Here is a 17,813-nt window from a genome sequence, read left to right on the forward strand (position 1 = left end):
CAGCAAGGAATAAACCCATGAGCGGCCACGGCGCCCCCCAGATCGACCTCAGCACCTTCAAGCCGGAGGAAACCTCCCAGCTCAAGCTGGCCATCGTGGCCGCGAGCTGGCATACCCAGATCATGGACGGGCTCCTCGACGGTGCCCTGCGCGCCGCGAAGGACGCCGGCATCAGTGAGCCGACTGTCCTGCGCGTACCGGGCACCTTTGAACTTCCCGTCGCTGCGGCCCGGCTGGCACCGCACTTCGACGCCGTCGTGGCGCTCGGCGTCGTTATCCGGGGCGGCACGCCGCACTTCGAATATGTCTGCGAGGCGGCCACCCTTGGCCTGACGGAGGTCAGCGTTCGCACCGGCGTCCCCGTGGGCTTCGGCGTGCTGACCTGCGATACCGAACAGCAGGGGATCGACCGGGCCGGCCTCCCGGGTTCCACTGAGGACAAGGGACACGAGGCCGTCACGGCTGCCCTGGCCACGGCCGTGACCCTCAAGCAGTTCGGCTGAGCCCCACCGGCTGAGCCACCACTGCAGCCCGACACCACAGCACCCGGCACCACAGCAGAACCGGCCGGCACGGGCGGCGCCTGGCCGTCCGTGCCGGCCGTGTTTTTGTGGAGTGCCTCACATCGCCGCCGTCATGCAACGGCCCGGCAGGGGTTCCCGCGCCGGGAGCAAGTAGGCTTGGGGGCGTGAAGAATTTCGAGTCGCTGTTCGCAGAACTGAGTGAAAAGGCAGCCATCCGCCCGGAGGGCTCCCGCACCGTCGCCGAACTGGATTCCGGAGTCCACGGCATCGGCAAGAAGGTCGTGGAGGAAGCCGCCGAGGTCTGGATGGCTGCCGAGTATGAATCCGATGAAGCCGCCGCTGAGGAAATTTCGCAGCTGCTTTACCACCTGCAGGTTCTCATGCTCGCCAAAGGACTCACCCTGGAAGACGTCTACAAGCATCTCTAGCCGCGCCCGCACCGGAAACCGCCAGGACCCATCCGGCGGATCCCGTGCACTGCGTGGCCGATGTGCCCCCACAGATCCTTCCAAACCCAAGAGAGACTTTTCCAATGCTTAGAGTTGCCGTCCCGAACAAGGGATCCCTTTCCGAAGCCGCCTCGGCCATGCTTGCCGAGGCGGGCTACCGCCAGCGCCGCGACACCCGCGAACTCGTCATGGTGGACCCGGACAACGACATTGAGTTCTTCTTCCTTCGCCCGCGCGACATTGCCGTGTATGTCGGCCAGGGAACGCTCGACGTCGGCATCACCGGCCGCGACCTGCTGCTCGACGCCGAGGTCGAGGCCGAGGAGCTGCTTCCGCTGGGCTTTGCCGCTTCCACCTTCCGCTTCGCCGGTCCGGTGGGCGATTTCACCTCCATCGAACAGCTCGAGGGCAAGCGCCTCGCCACGAGCTACGACGGGCTGCTGCGCGGCTACCTGGCCCAGCGCGGCATCAAGGCCAAGGTGGTGCGCCTCGATGGCGCCGTCGAATCCTCCGTGCGCCTCGGCGTCGCGGACGCGATTGCCGACGTCGTCGAGACCGGCACCACGCTCAAGGCGGCCGGCATGGAGATCTTCGGCGAGCCGATCCTGAACTCCGAGTCCGTGCTGATCGGCCGCAAGGGCGAGCAGAACCCGGCCACCGAGGTCCTGATCCGCCGGCTCCAGGGCGTCCTGGTGGCCCGGCAGTACGTGATGATGGACTACGACATCCGCAAGGAGCTCGTAGAACAGGCCGCCGGACTCACCCCGGGCCTGGAATCACCCACCGTCTCGCCGCTGCGTGATTCGGACTGGGTGGCGGTGCGCTCCATGGTGCCCAAGCGGGAAACCAACCGCATCATGGACGAGCTCTACGACCTCGGCGCCCGCGCCATCCTGGTCAGCAGCATCCACGCCTGCCGCATCTGAGCGCCCGCCCGAGTCCCTCCAGCAAATTTCAGGAGAAGTCATGACTGTTGCCGTGCGCGTCATTCCGTGCCTGGACGTCGATGCCGGCCGCGTGGTCAAGGGCATCAACTTTGAAGGGCTCCGCGACGCCGGGGACCCGGTGGAACTGGCGCACCGCTACGACAACAGCGGCGCCGACGAGCTGACCTTCCTCGACGTCACCGCGTCGTCCGGCAACCGCGAGACCACGTTCGACGTCGTCCGCCGCACCGCCGAGGAAGTCTTCATCCCGCTCACGGTCGGCGGCGGCGTCCGCGGCGTGGCCGAGGTGGACAAGCTCCTGCGCTGCGGCGCCGACAAGGCCGCCATCAACACCGCGGCCGTGGCCCGGCCGGACGTGATCGACGAGATCACCCGGCACTTCGGGTCCCAGGTCCTGGTGCTTTCCCTCGACGCCCGGCGCACCCGCCCGGGATCGCAGCCCACCGCATCCGGCTTCGAGGTCACCACCCACGGCGGACGCCAGGGGACCGGGATCGACGCCATCGCCTGGGCCAGGGAGGCGGCGGACCGCGGGGTGGGGGAAATCCTGCTCAACTCGATCGACGCCGACGGCACCAAGGACGGCTTCGACGTCGAACTGATCCGTCTCGCCCGGGCCGCCGTCAAGGTCCCGCTCATCGCCTCCGGCGGCGCCGGCAAGCCCGAACACTTCCCGCCGGCCGTGGCAGCAGGCGCCGACGCCGTCCTCGCCGCTTCGGTGTTCCACTTCGGACCCCTCGACATGATCGCCCAGGTCAAGGCCGCGATCCGGCAGGCAGGCTTCGAAGTCCGCTAACGGCACCCCCGCCTAAACCAACGCGGGGTCACTTAGCGCCCGTCCCGGAGGGGATTATGGGCGGTAAGTGACCCCGCGTTGCTGTGTCTGGGGGCGGCGGCTTAGAGGCCTACCTCGGCGGACTGCAGGAGCGCGACGGCGTCCGGCTGGCCTTCGAAGGTCACGAGGGCGTGGCGGGTGCGGCCGTGGGCGTGCATGAGGAGTTCGCCGGGTTCGCCGACGATGGCCACCGAGACGGGGGCGCGCTTGGCCACATGCCGCGGCCCGGAGGGGCTCACCAGCACAATGCCCAGGTCCACGCCGCGGTAGAGGATGGCCGCCCGCTTGACGAGCTCGTCCCACAGGGCGTCGGAGTAGGCCTGGTCCAGGGCCCGCGGAGCCCAGCGGTCCACGGCACGGCGGACGTCTTCCGTGTGCACGAAGTACTCGATGAGGTTGGAGCTCTCGTCCAGGGCCTTGATCCGCAGCGGGGACAGCGCCGGGGGCCCGGCCCGGAACGCGTTGACCAGGTTGGCGTAGTCCTCGGCGGTTTTCAGCGTGGCGGCCAGTTCGGCCGTCGCCTGGTCCGAGGCCTTGGAGAGGCGTTTGAACAGCAGGCCCAGTCCGACGGCGACTTTTCGCTCGCGAAGGTAAAGGTGCGCGGCAAGATCGCGGGTGAGCCAACCCGTGCAGAGCGTGCCGGCATCAGGGCCGGCCGCCAGTAGGGTTTCGGCCAGGACTTCTCGGGACGGTTCGACGAAATGCATCACTTGTGAAACTAGCACGAGACGGCCGCACGTGGGCACAGGAATCGCCGCCGCAGTGGTGCCTGGCCGCGACATCCTGCGGGGAGCGGCGGGGCCGTGCCGAATGGCGCGCCAGTGTTAAGCACTCCGTGGACCCGCAGGCCGTCCGCCTGCCCGGAGGCACTAGACTTGGTCTGATGTCTGAGCAGCCCGCACCCGCCCCCACCTCCGCCAACGCCGTGCCCGGCGCCACTGCGTTTGGCGCTCCTGTGCCCGGCGCCCCCGTGCCTGCCGGCGGCGGGACCGCCTCGCCCCTTCCGGACGGACTGGCCGAGGCCCTCAAACGGGACAGCGCCGGCCTGGTGGCCGCGATCATCCAGCAGTTCGACACCCACGAGGTGCTGATGCTGGGCTGGATGGACGACGAGGCACTGCACCGCACGATGACGAGCGGACGCGTGACGTTCTATTCGCGGTCCCGCCAGGAGTACTGGCGCAAGGGAGACACATCAGGGCATGTGCAGTGGGTCAAATCACTCGCCATGGACTGCGACGGCGATGCCCTGCTGGTCCGGGTGGACCAGGTTGGCGCCGCCTGCCACACCGGAACCCGGACCTGCTTCGATGGCCGCGAGCTCGACGCCGTCGTCGGCCACGGAGGCTAAGCGCCCCGCGCAAAAGGACACAGGCCACGGAACCCGGCAGGGCACTCCGGAACTCCCAGAGCTTCACGAACCGGACCGCAGGCAGGATCCCACGACCGGATCCGCCGACGGGTCCCCCGAAAGAACAGGCGGAAAGCACAGCCATGCAGGACCTTGGAATCATCAGCCCCAGCCTCGAAGAGTTCCGTGAACTCGCGGGCCACAGCCGCGTCATCCCCGTCCGGCTCAAGGTGCTGGCTGACGCCGAAACCCCGATCGGGCTCTACCGCAAGCTCGCCAACGGCCAGCCCGGAACCTTCCTGATGGAATCGGCGGCGGTCGGCGGCGCCTGGTCCCGCTACTCCTTCATCGGCTCCCGCTCCCGGGCCACCCTGACCACCAAGGACGGCAACGCCTTCTGGCTGGGCGAGCCCCCGGTCGGTGTTCCGCTGGATGGCAACCCCGTGGACGCCATCCGCGACACCGTCGCCGCGCTCCGCACCGACCGCTTCGACGGCCTCCCGCCGTTCACCTCCGGCCTGGTCGGGTTCCTGGGCTGGGAAACCGTCCGGCACTGGGAGAAGCTGACCAGCCCGCCGGAGGACGACCTCGAGCTGCCGGAAATGGCCCTCAACCTCGTCACGGACATGGCGGTCCACGACAACATGGACGGCACCGTCCTGTTGATCGCCAACGCCATCAACTTCGACAACAGCACCGAACGCGTCGACGACGCCTGGCATGACGCCGTCGCCCGCGTGAAAGCCCTGCTGGAAAAGATCAGCCGCCCCGTGGAGCAGCCTGTCTCCGTTCTCGAAACCGCGGCCCTGGATTTCGCGTCGAGCGTGCAGGAACGCTGGGACGAGTCCGCCTACCTGGCCGCGCTGGACCGCGGCAAGGAGGCGATCGTGGACGGCGAGGTCTTCCAGGTGGTGATCTCCCGCCGCTTCGAAATGGAGTGCGGCGCCGACCCCCTCGACGTTTACCGCGTCCTGCGGAACACCAACCCCAGCCCGTACATGTACCTCTTCAGCTTCGAGGACGCCGCGGGCCGGGAGTACACGATCGTCGGTTCCTCGCCGGAAGCCCTCGTCACCGTCACCGGCGAGGAGGTCATCACCCACCCCATCGCAGGCTCACGGCCGCGCGGCAAGACAGTCGAGGCCGACAAAGCCCTGGCCGAGGAACTGCTCGCCGACGAGAAAGAACGCGCCGAGCACCTGATGCTGGTCGACCTGTCCCGCAACGACCTCTCCAAGGTCTGCGTCGCCGGAACTGTCGACGTCACCCAGTTCATGGAAGTCGAACGCTTCAGCCACATCATGCACCTCGTGTCCACGGTGGTCGGCAAGCTGGCCCCGGACGCCAAAGCCTACGACGTCCTCAAGGCCACGTTCCCGGCCGGCACGCTCTCCGGTGCGCCGAAGCCGCGGGCCCTGCGCCTCCTGGACGAGCTGGAACCGCACCGCCGCGGCATCTACGGCGGCGTGGTGGGGTACTTGGACTTCGCCGGGGACATGGACATGGCGATCGCGATCCGTTCCGCCCTGCTCCGGGAAGGGCGCGCCTACGTCCAGGCCGGCGGCGGGATCGTGGCCGATTCGGTCAACCCCACCGAGGCCCAGGAAACGGTCAACAAGGCCGCCGCCCCGCTCCGCGCCGTGCACACCGCCAGTTCGCTGCACAACATCACCGCCGATTCGGTGCCCGACGCCGGACCGGTCACCGCCGATTCGGTGCCCGACGCCGGACCGGTCACCGCCGATTCGGTGCCCGACGCCAAGGCGGATTCCTGATGGGGGAGCCCGAAGCCACCGTCAAGACCACCACGCGGCCCGCCGTCCCCGGCTGGGCCCGCAAGTCCACCCTGGTCGTGGTAATCGCCGCCCTGGCACTGGCTGTGTTCGGGACCACCACCCAGACCTGGCTCACGGTGCACCTCGATCCCACACAGCTGGGCGCGGCCGTGGCCAGCCAGGACGGCCTACAGGTGCAGGGCAGCAAGGCCGCGACCACCGTGACGGCGCTGGCCCTCGTTGCCCTCGCCGGCGGCCTCGCCGCCTCCATCGCCGGCCGCGTGGCCCGGTGGGTCATCACGGCGATCATTCTCCTCGCGGCGGCCGGGATCGTCGCCGCGGCAGCCGTCGTGCTGGCGGACCCGCTGTCCGCGGCGCAGGGATCGATCGCAGCCGCCACCGGAATCAGCGGAAGCAACGTTCAGGTGGACGTGACAGTGTTCCCCGTCCTCGCCGTCGTCGCCGGTTCCCTGTTGGGGATCTGCGCCCTCGCGATCGTGCCGGCCGGCCGCTACTGGAAGAGCCGCACCAAATACGACGCGGCAGCCGCCGTTCCCACAGCCGGGGGGACTGCAGCTGGTGGTGCTGCCGCCGCCCCCACTGACGAGATTGACAGTTGGGACCGGTTGTCCCGGGGCGACGACCCCACCTGAGCCGATGCCGCCGGGCACGGCCGGCAGCGCGGCCAGCAACGCGGCCGGCAGGGCGCCCAACAGCGCGGCCCGCAACGCGGCCAATAACGCCGTCAAAAAATGGCAGAATGTAAGCAGTATTTATCCTGAGGAGATTTCAATGAGCAAAGCCACTGTTTCCGCATCCACGTCCGCTGCGCCGAAGGGCGTCTACGACGACGTCGATCACAGCGAAGCGCCGGGTCACGGCAACAGCCCGGCCGCGTGGACCTGCGTGATCGTGATGCTGATCGGCGCCCTCATTGCGTCCATCGCCTTCGTGATCGCCAACACCCCCATCTTCATTGCGGGCGCGGCGGTCATGGTGATCGGCCTGCTGGCCGGCTGGGCCATGCGCAAGGCCGGCTACGGCGTCGGCGGCAGCAAGCTGAAGAACTCCGGCCACTGAGCGTGAGCGTTCTCGACGACATCAATGCCGGTGTCAGGGAGGATATGGAGGCGCGCCAGCGCCTCGTCACGCTCGCGGAACTGAAAGAGCGCGCCGCCGCGGCGGCGCCCGCCCGTGACGCCTGGGCCGCCCTGGGCGGGAACTCCAGCCCGCGGGACCAGCTCAAGGTGATCGCCGAGGTCAAACGCCGGAGCCCCTCCAAGGGCCGGCTCGCGGACATCGCCGATCCCGCGTCCCTCGCCGCGCAGTACGCCGACGGCGGGGCTTCCGTGATCAGCGTCCTGACCGAGCAGCGCCGCTTCGGCGGTTCGCTGGCCGACCTCGACGCAGTCCGGGCCGCCGTGGAGATTCCGCTGCTGCGCAAGGACTTCATGATCGACGAATACCAGATCTGGGAAGCCCGGGCCCACGGAGCCGACCTGATCCTGCTGATCGTGGCCTCGCTGTCGGATGCCCAGCTGCGCGAGTTCACGGCGCTCAGCCGCGAGCTCGGCATGAACGTGCTCGTGGAGACCCATACCGCCGAGGAAATCGAACGGGCCGTGGCCGCCGAAGCCCGGATCATCGGCGTCAACGTGCGCAACCTCAAGACGCTCGACGTCGACCGTTCCGTTTTCGCGGAACTGGCCGGCGGCATTCCCGCCGGGTCCCTCGTGGTCGCCGAGTCCGGAGTGCGCGATGTCGAGGACGTCAGGCACTACGCGTCCCGCGGCGCCAATGCGGTCCTGGTCGGCGAGGCGCTGGTCAGTGACTCGACGCCCCGCGAGCGGATCGCCGAATTCATGGCCGCCGGCGCAACGGCAATCGCCGCACGCGCCTGAAGCCGGCCGGTCCTGGCGCCTGCGCCCGGACCGCGAGCGGTACCGGGCCCGCAGTTGCCCGGCCAATGAGCGGATCTCGTCTGCAGATCCCCAAAGCTAGCAGTGGAACAGGATGGTGAGACTGATGGTCGATGCGCCAGCAGCCGGCTCTGATGAAAGTGCCGTGGACGCGTTCCTGCAGGGCGAGCGCCCCCAGGAGCATCTGACGCAGGGCGAACCGTCCCTGCGGCACGCCCCGGGTCCCTACTTCGGGAACTACGGCGGCCGGTGGATGCCGGAGTCGCTCATCGCGGCCCTGGACGAGCTCGAGGACACCTTCGAGAAGGCCAAGGCCGATCCCGAGTTCACCGCGCAGATCGCCGACCTGAACAAGAACTACTCGGGCCGGCCCTCGCTGCTGACCGAGGCCAAGCGCTTCGCCGAGCACGCCGGGGGTGTGCGGATCTTCCTCAAGCGCGAAGACCTCAACCACACCGGCTCGCACAAGATCAACAACGTCCTGGGCCAGGCGCTCCTCGCCAAGCGGATGGGCAAGACCCGCGTCATCGCCGAAACCGGCGCCGGCCAGCACGGCGTCGCCAGCGCCACGGCGGCAGCCCTCCTCGGCCTGGAATGCGTGGTCTACATGGGCGCCGAGGACTGCCGCCGGCAGTCCCTCAACGTGGCCCGGATGGAACTCCTCGGCGCCACCGTCATCCCGGTAACCAACGGATCCCAGACGCTCAAGGACGCCATCAACGAGGCCCTGCGCGACTGGGTTGCCAACGTGGGAAACACCCACTACCTGCTGGGCACCGCCGCCGGCGCCCACCCGTTCCCGGCCATGGTCCGCTATTTCCACGAGGTGATCGGCGAGGAAGCCCGGGCCCAGATCCTGGAGCAGACGGGCCGGCTTCCGGATGCCGTCTGTGCCTGCATCGGCGGCGGCTCCAACGCCATCGGCATCTTCCACGGCTTCCTCGATGACCCTTCGGTCAAGATCTACGGCTTCGAGGCCGGCGGCGAGGGCGTCGAAACAGGACGCCACGCGGCCACCATCACCCTCGGGAAGCCCGGCGTGCTGCACGGCGCGCGCTCCTACCTCATGCAGGACGACGACGGCCAGACCATCGAGTCACACTCGATCTCCGCGGGCCTGGACTACCCCGGTGTCGGCCCCGAGCACTCCTACCTCGCCGACATCGGCCGGGTCAGCTACGAGCCCATCACGGACAGCGAGGCCATGGAAGCCTTCCGGCTCCTGTGCCGCACCGAGGGCATCATCCCCGCCATCGAGTCCGCCCACGCCCTCGCCGGAGCCATCAAGGTGGGGCAGCGGCTTGCAGCTGAAGTCGCCGCCGCTGGCGGGGCCGCCGGCAAGGTAGCAGACAAGATCGTGATCGTGAACCTCTCCGGCCGCGGCGACAAGGACGTGGCCACCGCCGCGGAATGGTTCGACCTGCTGGACAAGGATTCGCCCGAAGCCACCATCGCCAAAGAGGGGGAACAGCTGTGAGCACCACCGAGAACGGCGGCAGCCAGGCCGCCGCCCGCCCCACCGACGGCCAGCACACCAGCAAGTCGGCCGCGGCCATCGACCGCGCCCGGGCCCAGGGCCGCGCAGCCCTGATCGGCTACCTGCCTGCCGGCTACCCGAGCGTCGAGGACACCATTGCCGCCGGCATCGCCCTTGCCGAGAACGGCGCCGACCTCATCGAAATCGGCATCCCGTACTCCGACCCGGTCATGGACGGCCAGGTCATCCAGGCGGCCACCACCGAGGCCCTCGCGAAGGGCTTTCACGTCCGGGAGGTCTTCGACGTCGTCCGCGGCATCACGAGCAGGACCGACGCCGCCGTCCTGGTCATGACCTACTGGAACCCCGTGGTCCGGATGGGCGTGGACGAGTTCTCCCGCCGCCTGGCCGAGGCCGGGGGAGCCGGGCTGATCACGCCCGACCTCATTCCCGATGAAGCCGACGAATGGATGGCCGCCTCGGACCGCTACGGACTGGACCGGGTGTTCCTCGTGGCCCCCTCGTCCTCTCCGGAACGCATGAAGCGGACCGTCGAGGCGAGCCGCGGATTCGTGTACGCCGTCTCCATCATGGGTGTCACCGGCGCCCGCAGCTCGGTCAGTTCCGCGGCCAAGGATGTCGTCGCCGCCGCGCACGCCGCGGGCGCCGAACGCGTCTGCGTGGGCCTCGGTGTCTCCAACGCGGACCACGTCCGCGAGATCGCCGAATACGCCGACGGCGTGATTGTCGGCACCGCCCTCGTCGCGGCCATCCGTGACGGCGGCGTGGATGCGGTAGCCTCCTTGACGAAAGACCTCAGCACCGGCCTTAGCAAGGAAGAAGCGTAAGCCATGCAGTCACTCCTCCACGCGGCGGCGATGATTCCCGCGAGCATTCCGAGCCCCAGCTGGTCCGGATTCGACATCCCGCTGCCGTGGGGGTCACTGCGCATCCATGCCTACGCCCTGTGCATCCTCGCCGGGATCGTTGCCGGCCTCTGGCTCACGTCGGTCCGCTGGGCGCGCCGCGGTGCGCCCGAGGGCAGCGTGTGGGACATCGCCATCTGGGCCATCCCGTTCGGCATCATCGGCGGCCGGCTCTACCACGTGGTCTCCTCCCCGGATGCCTACTTCGGCCCCGGCTTCGACGGCACCGGCGACCTCTCCCTGATTCCCCAGATCCAGCGCGGCGGGCTGGGCATCTGGGGCGCCGTCGTGCTCGGCGCCGTGGGCGCCTGGATCGGCTGCCGGCGGGCCGGGGTGAAGCTGAGCGCCTTCATGGACGCGGCCGCTCCCGGGCTGCTGCTGGCCCAGGCGATCGGCCGCTGGGGCAACTACTTCAACCAGGAGCTCTTCGGCGGGCCCACCACGCTTCCGTGGGGCCTGCAGATCGACCCCACCAGCCCGAATTTCCCCGCCGGCATGCCCGCCGACACGCTCTTCCATCCGACGTTCCTCTACGAGTCCCTGTGGAACCTCGCGGGCGTCGTGATCCTGCTGGCCCTGGACCGGAAGTTCAATTTCCGCCGCGGCCGCCTTTTCTGCCTCTACGCCGTCTACTACACGCTGGGCCGGGTCTGGATCGAAGCCATGCGGATCGACGACGCCGAGCAGATCAGCCTCTTCGGGATCACCACCCGGCTCAACGTCTGGACCAGCCTCTTTGTCCTGGCGGGTGCCCTGATCGCCTTCATCCTGCTCGGACTGCGCAAGCCCTCCGGGCCGGACACCGTGTTCCTCCCGGGCCGTGAACCGGCAGGGGACAAGACGGGCGCCGAGGCGGTCACCGCCACCGACGACGCCGCCGGTTCCGCCGTCGACAGTGCCGCCGGCAGTGCCGCCGTCGACAGTGCCGCCGTCGGAAAATCCGCCGACGCCGAGGGAACCACCGGCGCCGATAGCGCCGCCACCGACGACGCCGGCGCGGTCCCCGCGGACACCACGACCATCCGCCATGCGGACTCGGCTGTCTCAGATAGTGAATCCCGTGGTAATCTCCGGAATAACCAAAGCGGGCCAGTTCCCGCATCGGCATCGGCATCCGCACCCGCGGGCGCAGGCGCGGATGCGAGCAAGGACTCCACCGGCGGCACCACGTCCGCCACAGGAGCTCCGGCAGCCGGAGTATCCGGCCGCCAGGCAACTGGAACCGCGTCGGAGGCTGAGGGCACCAAGTAGCTCGGCCCCGGCAACTCGGGTTGCGGAGCTACCGCTCGCAGGGCCCGACCCCACAGCGTCGTGGCAAGAGGGATTGTTGCGGACAGCAGATAGGCGCTGTCCAAGCAAGCCCGGGCCAGCACCTGCGTAACTGTTAGTACAGGAGGCCGGGCTGGCCTACAATTCCAGTTAGAAAAACACTCTGTTGCGCCCGTCACACCGGCTGGCTGAGTGGGGCCAATGTTGTCCCTCCCATACGCACGATCAGGAGGAAGGACGTCTCCAATGACCCAAACTCTTCACAGCCCCAGCTGGTCCGATCCGGACCAGCCGACGGCCGCCACGTCACCCTTCGCACGCTTCGCGTCGATTCCGGCCGCGGCCGGACTCTACAACCCGGAGAACGAGAAGGACGCCTGCGGCCTGGCCATCATCGCCACGCTCCGCGGCGAGCCGGGCTATGACATCGTCGACGCGGCCCTGACCGCACTGCGCAACCTCGAGCACCGCGGCGCCGTCGGCGCGGATGAAGGTACCGGCGACGGCGCCGGCCTCCTCATGCAGGTTCCGGACGAATTCTTCCGCGCAGTCACCGACTTCGAACTTCCCGCCCCCGGCCAGTACGTCGTGGGCACCGCGTTCCTGCCGGCCGAGCAGCGCGAAGCCGACGCCGCCCGGCTCGGCATCGAAGGACTTGCCGCGGACGAGGGCCTGACGGTCCTTGGCTGGCGTGAGGTCCCGGTCGTGGCGGACCTGGTCGGGGCCATGGCCCGGGCCTGCATGCCGTACTTCGCGCAGCCCTTCTTCGCCTCCAGCACCGGTGAGACCCTCGAGCGCAACGAGCTCGACTCCCGTGCCTGGCGGATCCGCAAGCGCGCCCAGAACAAGTTCGGCGTGTACTTCCCGTCGCTGTCCTCCCGGACCATCGTCTACAAGGGCATGCTCACCACGGCCCAGCTCGAGCCGTTCTACCCGGACCTTTCGGACAAGCGCTTCAAGACCAAGCTCGCGATCGTCCACTCGCGCTTCTCCACGAACACGTTCCCGTCCTGGCCCCTGGCCCAGCCGTTCCGCACCATCGCGCACAACGGCGAAATCAACACCGTCAAGGGCAACCGCAACTGGATGCGGGCACGGCAGTCGCAGCTTTCCAGCCCGCTGCTGGGCGACTCACCCGAAGAACTGTTCCCGATCTGCACCCCCGGCGCCTCGGACTCCGCCTCGTTTGACGAAGTTGCGGAGCTGCTCTGGCTCTCCGGCCGGCCCATCACCCACTCGATCATGATGATGATCCCGGAGGCGTGGGAAAACCACGCCACCATGGATCCGGCGCGCCGCGCCTTCTACGAGTACCACTCCATGCTCATGGAGCCCTGGGACGGCCCCGCGGCCGTGTCCTTCACGGACGGCAACCTCGTCGGTGCCACGCTGGACCGCAACGGGCTGCGCCCGGGCCGGTACTGGATCACGGAGGACGGGCTCATCGTCTTCGCCTCCGAAGTCGGCGTGATCGACGTCGAACCCTCCAAGGTGGTCAAGAAGGGCCGCGTCTCGCCCGGCAAGATGTTCCTCGTGGACACCGGCGCCGGCCGGATCATCGACGACGCCGAGGTCAAGGCCGAGGTCGCCGCAGCGAACCCGTGGGCGGAATGGCTCAAGGACAACCTGATCGACCTCAAGGACCTCCCCGAGCGCGAGCACGTGGTCCACACCGCCGCCTCGGTCAACATCCGCCAGCGGACCTTCGGCTACACCACCGAGGAACTGAAGATCCTGCTCGGCCCGATGGCCCGCACCGGCGCCGAACCGCTCGGCGCCATGGGCTCCGACACCCCCGTGGCCGTGCTGTCCAAGCGCCCGCGGCTCCTTTTCGACTACTTCGTGCAGTCCTTCGCACAGGTCACGAACCCGCCGCTGGACGCCATCCGTGAAGAGCTCGTCACGTCCCTGACGTGCGCGATCGGCCCGAACGGCAACCTGCTGGACACCAAGCAGGTCCGGCAGCCGCAGGTCTCGCTGCCGTTCCCCGTGATCAACAACGACCAGCTCGCCAAGATCGCGAACATCGAAAGCGCCGACGGCGACAAGGTCGCCATGAAGGTCCGCGGACTGTACCGCCCCGAAGGCGGCGAGCACGCCCTCCGAGCCCGGCTCACCGAAATCTGCGAGCAGGTCTCCGGCGCCATCAACCGCGGCGTCCAGTACGTGGTGCTCTCGGACCGTGACTCGAACGCCCAGTGGGCGCCGATCCCGTCCCTGCTGCTCGTCAGCGCCGTGCACCACCACCTGCTGCGCAGCGCCAACCGCACCAAGACCGCGCTCGTGGTCGAGGCCGGCGACGTCCGCGAGACCCACCACGTCGCCGTGCTCATCGGCTACGGCGCCTCCGCCGTGAACCCGTACCTGGCCATGGAATCCGTGGAACAGCTCATTGCCTCCGGCGACGTCGTCGGGGTCACCCCGCAGGACGGCGTCTACAACCTGATCAAGGGCCTCGGCAAGGGCGTCCTGAAGATCATGTCCAAAATGGGCATCTCCACGGTGGCCTCCTACACGGGTGCCCAGACCTTCGAAGCGCTCGGCCTCGGCCAGGACCTCGTGGACGAGTACTTCTCCGGCACGCATTCCCAGCTCGGCGGCGTCGGCCTCGACGTCATCGCCGCCGAAGTCCTGGCACGGCACCGCATGGCCTACCCCGAGAACGGCATTGAACTGCCGCACCAGCCCCTGCTCGGCGGCGGCGAATACCAGTGGCGCCGCGACGGCGAACCGCACCTGTTCAACCCGGAGACCGTCTTCCGGCTGCAGCACGCCACGCGTGAACGCCGCTACGACATCTTCAAGGCCTACACCCGCGGTGTTGACGACCAGTCCGAGAACCTCATGACCCTGCGCGGGCTCCTGAAGTTCAAGGCCGGCCTGCGCCCCGCCGTGCCGCTCGAGGAAGTGGAGCCCGTCTCCAGCATCGTCAAGCGGTTCTCCACCGGCGCCATGAGCTACGGCTCCATCTCGCAGGAAGCCCACGAGACCCTCGCGATCGCCATGAACCGGCTGGGCGGCAAGTCCAACACCGGTGAAGGCGGCGAGGACGTGGACCGCCTGCTCGATCCCACCCGCCGTTCCGCGGTCAAGCAGATCGCCTCCGGCCGCTTCGGCGTCACGAGCCTCTACCTGTCCAACGCCGACGACATTCAGATCAAGATGGCGCAGGGCGCCAAGCCCGGCGAGGGCGGCCAGCTGATGGCGCAGAAGGTCTACCCCTGGGTGGCCCGGACGCGGCACTCGACCCCCGGCGTCGGACTCATTTCGCCGCCCCCGCACCACGACATCTACTCGATCGAAGACCTCGCGCAGCTGATCTACGACGCCAAGCGTGCCAATCCCTCGGCCCGCGTGCACGTCAAGCTCGTCTCCGAGGTCGGGATCGGCACCGTGGCCGCCGGCGTCACCAAGGCGAAGGCCGACGTCGTCCTGGTTTCCGGGCACGACGGCGGTACCGGCGCCTCGCCGCTGAACTCGCTCAAGCACGCCGGTGTCCCGTGGGAACTCGGCCTCGCCGAGACGCAGCAGACGCTCATGCTCAACGGCCTGCGCGACCGCGTGGTGGTGCAGGTGGACGGTCAGCTCAAGACCGGCCGCGACGTCGTGATCGCCGCGCTGCTCGGCGGCGAGGAGTTCGGTTTCGCCACCGCCCCGCTGGTGGTCTCCGGCTGCATCATGATGCGCGTCTGCCATCTGGACACCTGCCCGGTGGGCGTCGCGACCCAGAACCCCGAGCTGCGCTCCCGGTTCAGCGGCAAGCCCGAATTCGTGGTGAACTTCTTCGAATTCCTCGCCGAAGAGGTCCGCGAAATCCTCGCCGAGCTCGGTTTCCGCAGCATCGAGGAGGCGATCGGCCACGCCGAAATGCTCGACTCCCGTGAGGCGATCAGCCACTGGAAGGCCGAGGGGCTGGACCTGGATCCGATCCTCCACGGCCTCGAGTTCGACGACGACGCCCCGCTGCGCAACCTCACCGGCCAGAACCACGAGCTGGACAAGCACTTCGACCAGCGCCTGATCGCCATGGCGGCGGAAGCCCTCAGCGACCGCACGCCGGTGAAGATCTCGGTGAACGTCATCAACACGGACCGCTCCGTGGGCACCATGCTCGGCCACGTGGTCACGAAGACCTTCAGCACCGACGTGCTGGCCACGGACACCATTGACATCACGCTCAACGGGACCGCCGGGCAGTCACTTGGCGCGTTCCTGCCGGCCGGCATCACGCTGCGCATGTTCGGCGACTCCAACGACTACGTCGGCAAGGGTCTCTCCGGCGGGCGCATCATCGTCCGGCCCGACCGCACCAACGTGTTCCCGGCCGAGCGCAACGTGATCGCGGGCAACGTGATCGGCTACGGCGCCACCAGCGGCGAGATGTTCCTGCGCGGCCAGGTGGGCGAACGCTTCCTGGTCCGCAACTCGGGCGCCACCGCGGTGGTCGAGGGCATCGGCGACCACGGCTGTGAATACATGACCGGCGGCCAGACGCTCATCATCGGCCGCACCGGCCGCAACTTCGGCGCCGGCATGTCCGGCGGTACGGCCTACGTGCTGGACCTGCAGACCGAACGCGTCAACAAGCAGGCCCTCGAATCCGGCGAGCTGCAGCTGCGTGAGCTCGACGCCGAGGACCGCGACATCGTCCACGGGCTGCTCGTCAAGCACGTCGAGGAAACCGAATCGCTCAACGCGGCCCGGCTCCTCGAGAACTTCGATGACACCGCAGCCCGCATAACCAAGGTGCTGCCGCGCGACTACGCGGCCGTCCTGCAAACCCGTCTTGACGCCATCGAAGAGGGCCTGGACCCCGACGGCGAAGAAGTTTGGTCTCGAATCCTGGAGGTGACCGGTGGCTGATCCACGCGGATTTCTGAAAGTACGTCAGCGTGAAACCCAGCCGCGGCGCCCCGTTCCGGTCCGCATCATGGACTGGAAAGAGGTCTACGAGGCCCAGGAAAAGGGTGTCCTGAAGGCCCAGGCCGGCCGCTGCATGGACTGCGGCGTCCCGTTCTGCCACCAGGGCTGCCCGCTGGGCAACCTGATCCCGGAATGGAACGACCTCATCTGGCGGGACAAGGGCGAGGAAGCGATGGAGCGGCTGCACGCCACCAACAACTTCCCCGAGTTCACGGGCCGGCTGTGCCCGGCCCCCTGCGAGGCCTCCTGCGTGCTGGGCATCAACCAGCCCGCGGTGACCATCAAGCAGGTCGAGGTGTCGATCGTGGACCAGGCCTTCGAGAACGGCTGGGTCAACCCGCTGCCGCCGGCCCGCCTGACCGGCAAGACGGTCGCCGTCGTCGGTTCCGGCCCCGCCGGGCTCGCCGTCGCCCAGCAGCTGACCCGGGTGGGTCACACTGTGGCGGTCTACGAGCGCGACGACAAGATCGGCGGGCTCCTGCGCTACGGCATCCCCGACTTCAAGATGGAAAAAGAGCAGGTGGACCGCCGGCTCGAGCAGATGAAGGCCGAGGGCACCCGGTTCCGCACCGGCGTGGCCGTCGGCACCGATGTCACGTGGGAGCAGCTGCGCCGCCGCTACGACGCCGTCGTGATCGCCACCGGCGCCACCGTCCCGCGTGACCTGCCGATCCCGGGCCGCGAGCTCGAGGGCGTCCACTTCGCCATGGACTACCTCGTGCCGGCCAACCGCGTGGTGGCGGGGGAGACCGTGAAGAACCAGATCAACGCCGCGGGCAAGCACGTGGTGATCCTCGGCGGCGGCGACACCGGTGCGGACTGCCTCGGCACCGCGCACCGGCACCAGGCCGCGTCCGTGACCACCCTGGCCATCGGCAAGCAGCCGCCGGTGGAGCGTGCCGGCCACCAGCCGTGGCCGACGTTCCCCACGCTGTTCGAAGTTGCCAGCGCGCACGAGGAAGGCGGCGAACGCACCTACCTCGCCTCCACCGTGGAGTTCGTCGGCGAAAACGGCAAACTCACCGGCGTCAAGGTCGCGGAGACCGAATTCGTGGACGGCAAGCGCCTCCCGAAGGCCGGCACCGAGCGGATCATCCCCGCGGACCTCGTCTTCCTGTCCCTCGGCTTCACCGGCGCCGAGCCGGCCGGGATCACCGAGCAGGTCAGCGCCGACTTCGACGGCCGCGGCAACGTGGCCCGCGACGGGTACTACATGACCAACACCGAAGGCATCTTTGTCGCCGGCGACGCCGGCCGAGGACAGTCGCTCATCGTCTGGGCCATCGCCGAGGGGCGCGCCTGCGCCGCCGCGGTGGACAAGTTCCTGATGGGCAGCACCATCCTGCCGGCGCCCGTGGCGCCGACCGACCGTGCGATGGCCGTCCTGTAGTCCGTCAGTCCTTCCGGCCACCCGGGAT

15 protein-coding genes are annotated in these 17,813 nt (G+C 68.7%); 14 read left to right on the forward strand and 1 reads right to left on the reverse strand.

Annotation, left to right across the window (positions count from 1 at the left end):
* Positions 1-17 precede the first annotated feature (17 nt).
* The 4 genes from ribH (at position 18) to hisF (ending at position 2,716) form a co-directional block, all read left to right on the forward strand.
* Positions 18-503: a 6,7-dimethyl-8-ribityllumazine synthase gene (ribH, locus tag LDO15_RS08465; protein ID WP_223985920.1), complete on the forward strand. Its 486-nt coding sequence runs from the start codon at positions 18-20 to the stop codon at positions 501-503.
* A 185-nt stretch (positions 504-688) separates the two neighbouring features.
* A complete protein-coding gene (locus LDO15_RS08470) occupies positions 689-952 on the forward strand; it encodes a phosphoribosyl-ATP diphosphatase (RefSeq protein ID WP_223985922.1) in 264 nt (87 codons plus the stop codon).
* A 104-nt stretch (positions 953-1,056) separates the two neighbouring features.
* Positions 1,057-1,899: an ATP phosphoribosyltransferase gene (gene hisG / locus LDO15_RS08475; protein WP_223985924.1), complete on the forward strand. Its 843-nt coding sequence runs from the start codon at positions 1,057-1,059 to the stop codon at positions 1,897-1,899.
* Positions 1,900-1,939: 40 nt separating this feature from the next.
* Complete coding sequence (hisF, locus tag LDO15_RS08480; protein ID WP_223985926.1) at positions 1,940-2,716, forward strand: imidazole glycerol phosphate synthase subunit HisF; 777 nt, start codon at positions 1,940-1,942, stop codon at positions 2,714-2,716.
* A 101-nt stretch (positions 2,717-2,817) separates the two neighbouring features.
* Here hisF and LDO15_RS08485 read toward each other — a convergent pair whose 3' ends face one another.
* Positions 2,818-3,462 carry a TIGR03085 family metal-binding protein gene (locus tag LDO15_RS08485; protein WP_223987216.1) on the reverse strand — a complete coding sequence of 215 codons (645 nt, stop codon included), beginning with the start codon at positions 3,460-3,462 and terminating at the stop codon, positions 2,818-2,820.
* A gap of 176 nt (positions 3,463-3,638) precedes the next feature.
* Here LDO15_RS08485 and hisI point away from each other — a divergent pair, with 176 nt between their 5' ends.
* From hisI to LDO15_RS08535, 10 genes are all read left to right on the forward strand, one after another.
* Positions 3,639-4,106, forward strand: coding sequence for a phosphoribosyl-AMP cyclohydrolase (hisI, locus tag LDO15_RS08490; protein WP_223985928.1), 468 nt, complete (start codon positions 3,639-3,641; stop codon positions 4,104-4,106).
* 143 nt (positions 4,107-4,249) lie between these two features.
* The gene (locus LDO15_RS08495) at positions 4,250-5,881 is read left to right on the forward strand and encodes an anthranilate synthase component I (RefSeq protein ID WP_223985930.1); all 1,632 of its coding nucleotides are present in this window, start codon (positions 4,250-4,252) and stop codon (positions 5,879-5,881) included.
* Positions 5,881-6,534 (forward strand): Trp biosynthesis-associated membrane protein, encoded by a 654-nt coding sequence (locus LDO15_RS08500; protein WP_223985933.1) that lies wholly within the window; start codon positions 5,881-5,883, stop codon positions 6,532-6,534. The genes LDO15_RS08495 and LDO15_RS08500 overlap by 1 nt, the downstream gene beginning before the upstream one ends.
* Before the next feature lie 139 nt (positions 6,535-6,673).
* On the forward strand, positions 6,674-6,961 hold the full coding sequence (locus tag LDO15_RS08505; protein WP_223985936.1) for an HGxxPAAW family protein: 288 nt from the start codon (positions 6,674-6,676) through the stop codon (positions 6,959-6,961).
* Positions 6,962-6,963: 2 nt separating this feature from the next.
* Positions 6,964-7,782, forward strand: coding sequence for an indole-3-glycerol phosphate synthase TrpC (gene trpC / locus LDO15_RS08510; protein WP_223985939.1), 819 nt, complete (start codon positions 6,964-6,966; stop codon positions 7,780-7,782).
* Positions 7,783-7,906: 124 nt separating this feature from the next.
* Entirely contained in the window at positions 7,907-9,277 is a 1,371-nt protein-coding gene (gene trpB, locus LDO15_RS08515; RefSeq protein ID WP_223985942.1) for a tryptophan synthase subunit beta, read from the forward strand.
* Between the two features lie 77 nt (positions 9,278-9,354).
* Positions 9,355-10,125: a tryptophan synthase subunit alpha gene (trpA, locus tag LDO15_RS08520; RefSeq protein ID WP_223987219.1), complete on the forward strand. Its 771-nt coding sequence runs from the start codon at positions 9,355-9,357 to the stop codon at positions 10,123-10,125.
* A gap of 3 nt (positions 10,126-10,128) precedes the next feature.
* On the forward strand, positions 10,129-11,454 hold the full coding sequence (lgt, locus tag LDO15_RS08525; RefSeq protein ID WP_223985944.1) for a prolipoprotein diacylglyceryl transferase: 1,326 nt from the start codon (positions 10,129-10,131) through the stop codon (positions 11,452-11,454).
* Between the two features lie 264 nt (positions 11,455-11,718).
* Complete coding sequence (gene gltB / locus LDO15_RS08530) at positions 11,719-16,335, forward strand: glutamate synthase large subunit (RefSeq protein ID WP_223985946.1); 4,617 nt, start codon at positions 11,719-11,721, stop codon at positions 16,333-16,335.
* Complete coding sequence (locus tag LDO15_RS08535; protein ID WP_223985948.1) at positions 16,328-17,785, forward strand: glutamate synthase subunit beta; 1,458 nt, start codon at positions 16,328-16,330, stop codon at positions 17,783-17,785. The genes gltB and LDO15_RS08535 overlap by 8 nt, the downstream gene beginning before the upstream one ends.
* Positions 17,786-17,813 lie beyond the last annotated feature (28 nt).

It is taken from the genome of Arthrobacter sp. NicSoilB8 (assembly GCF_019977355.1).
GTDB lineage: Bacteria > Actinomycetota > Actinomycetes > Actinomycetales > Micrococcaceae > Arthrobacter.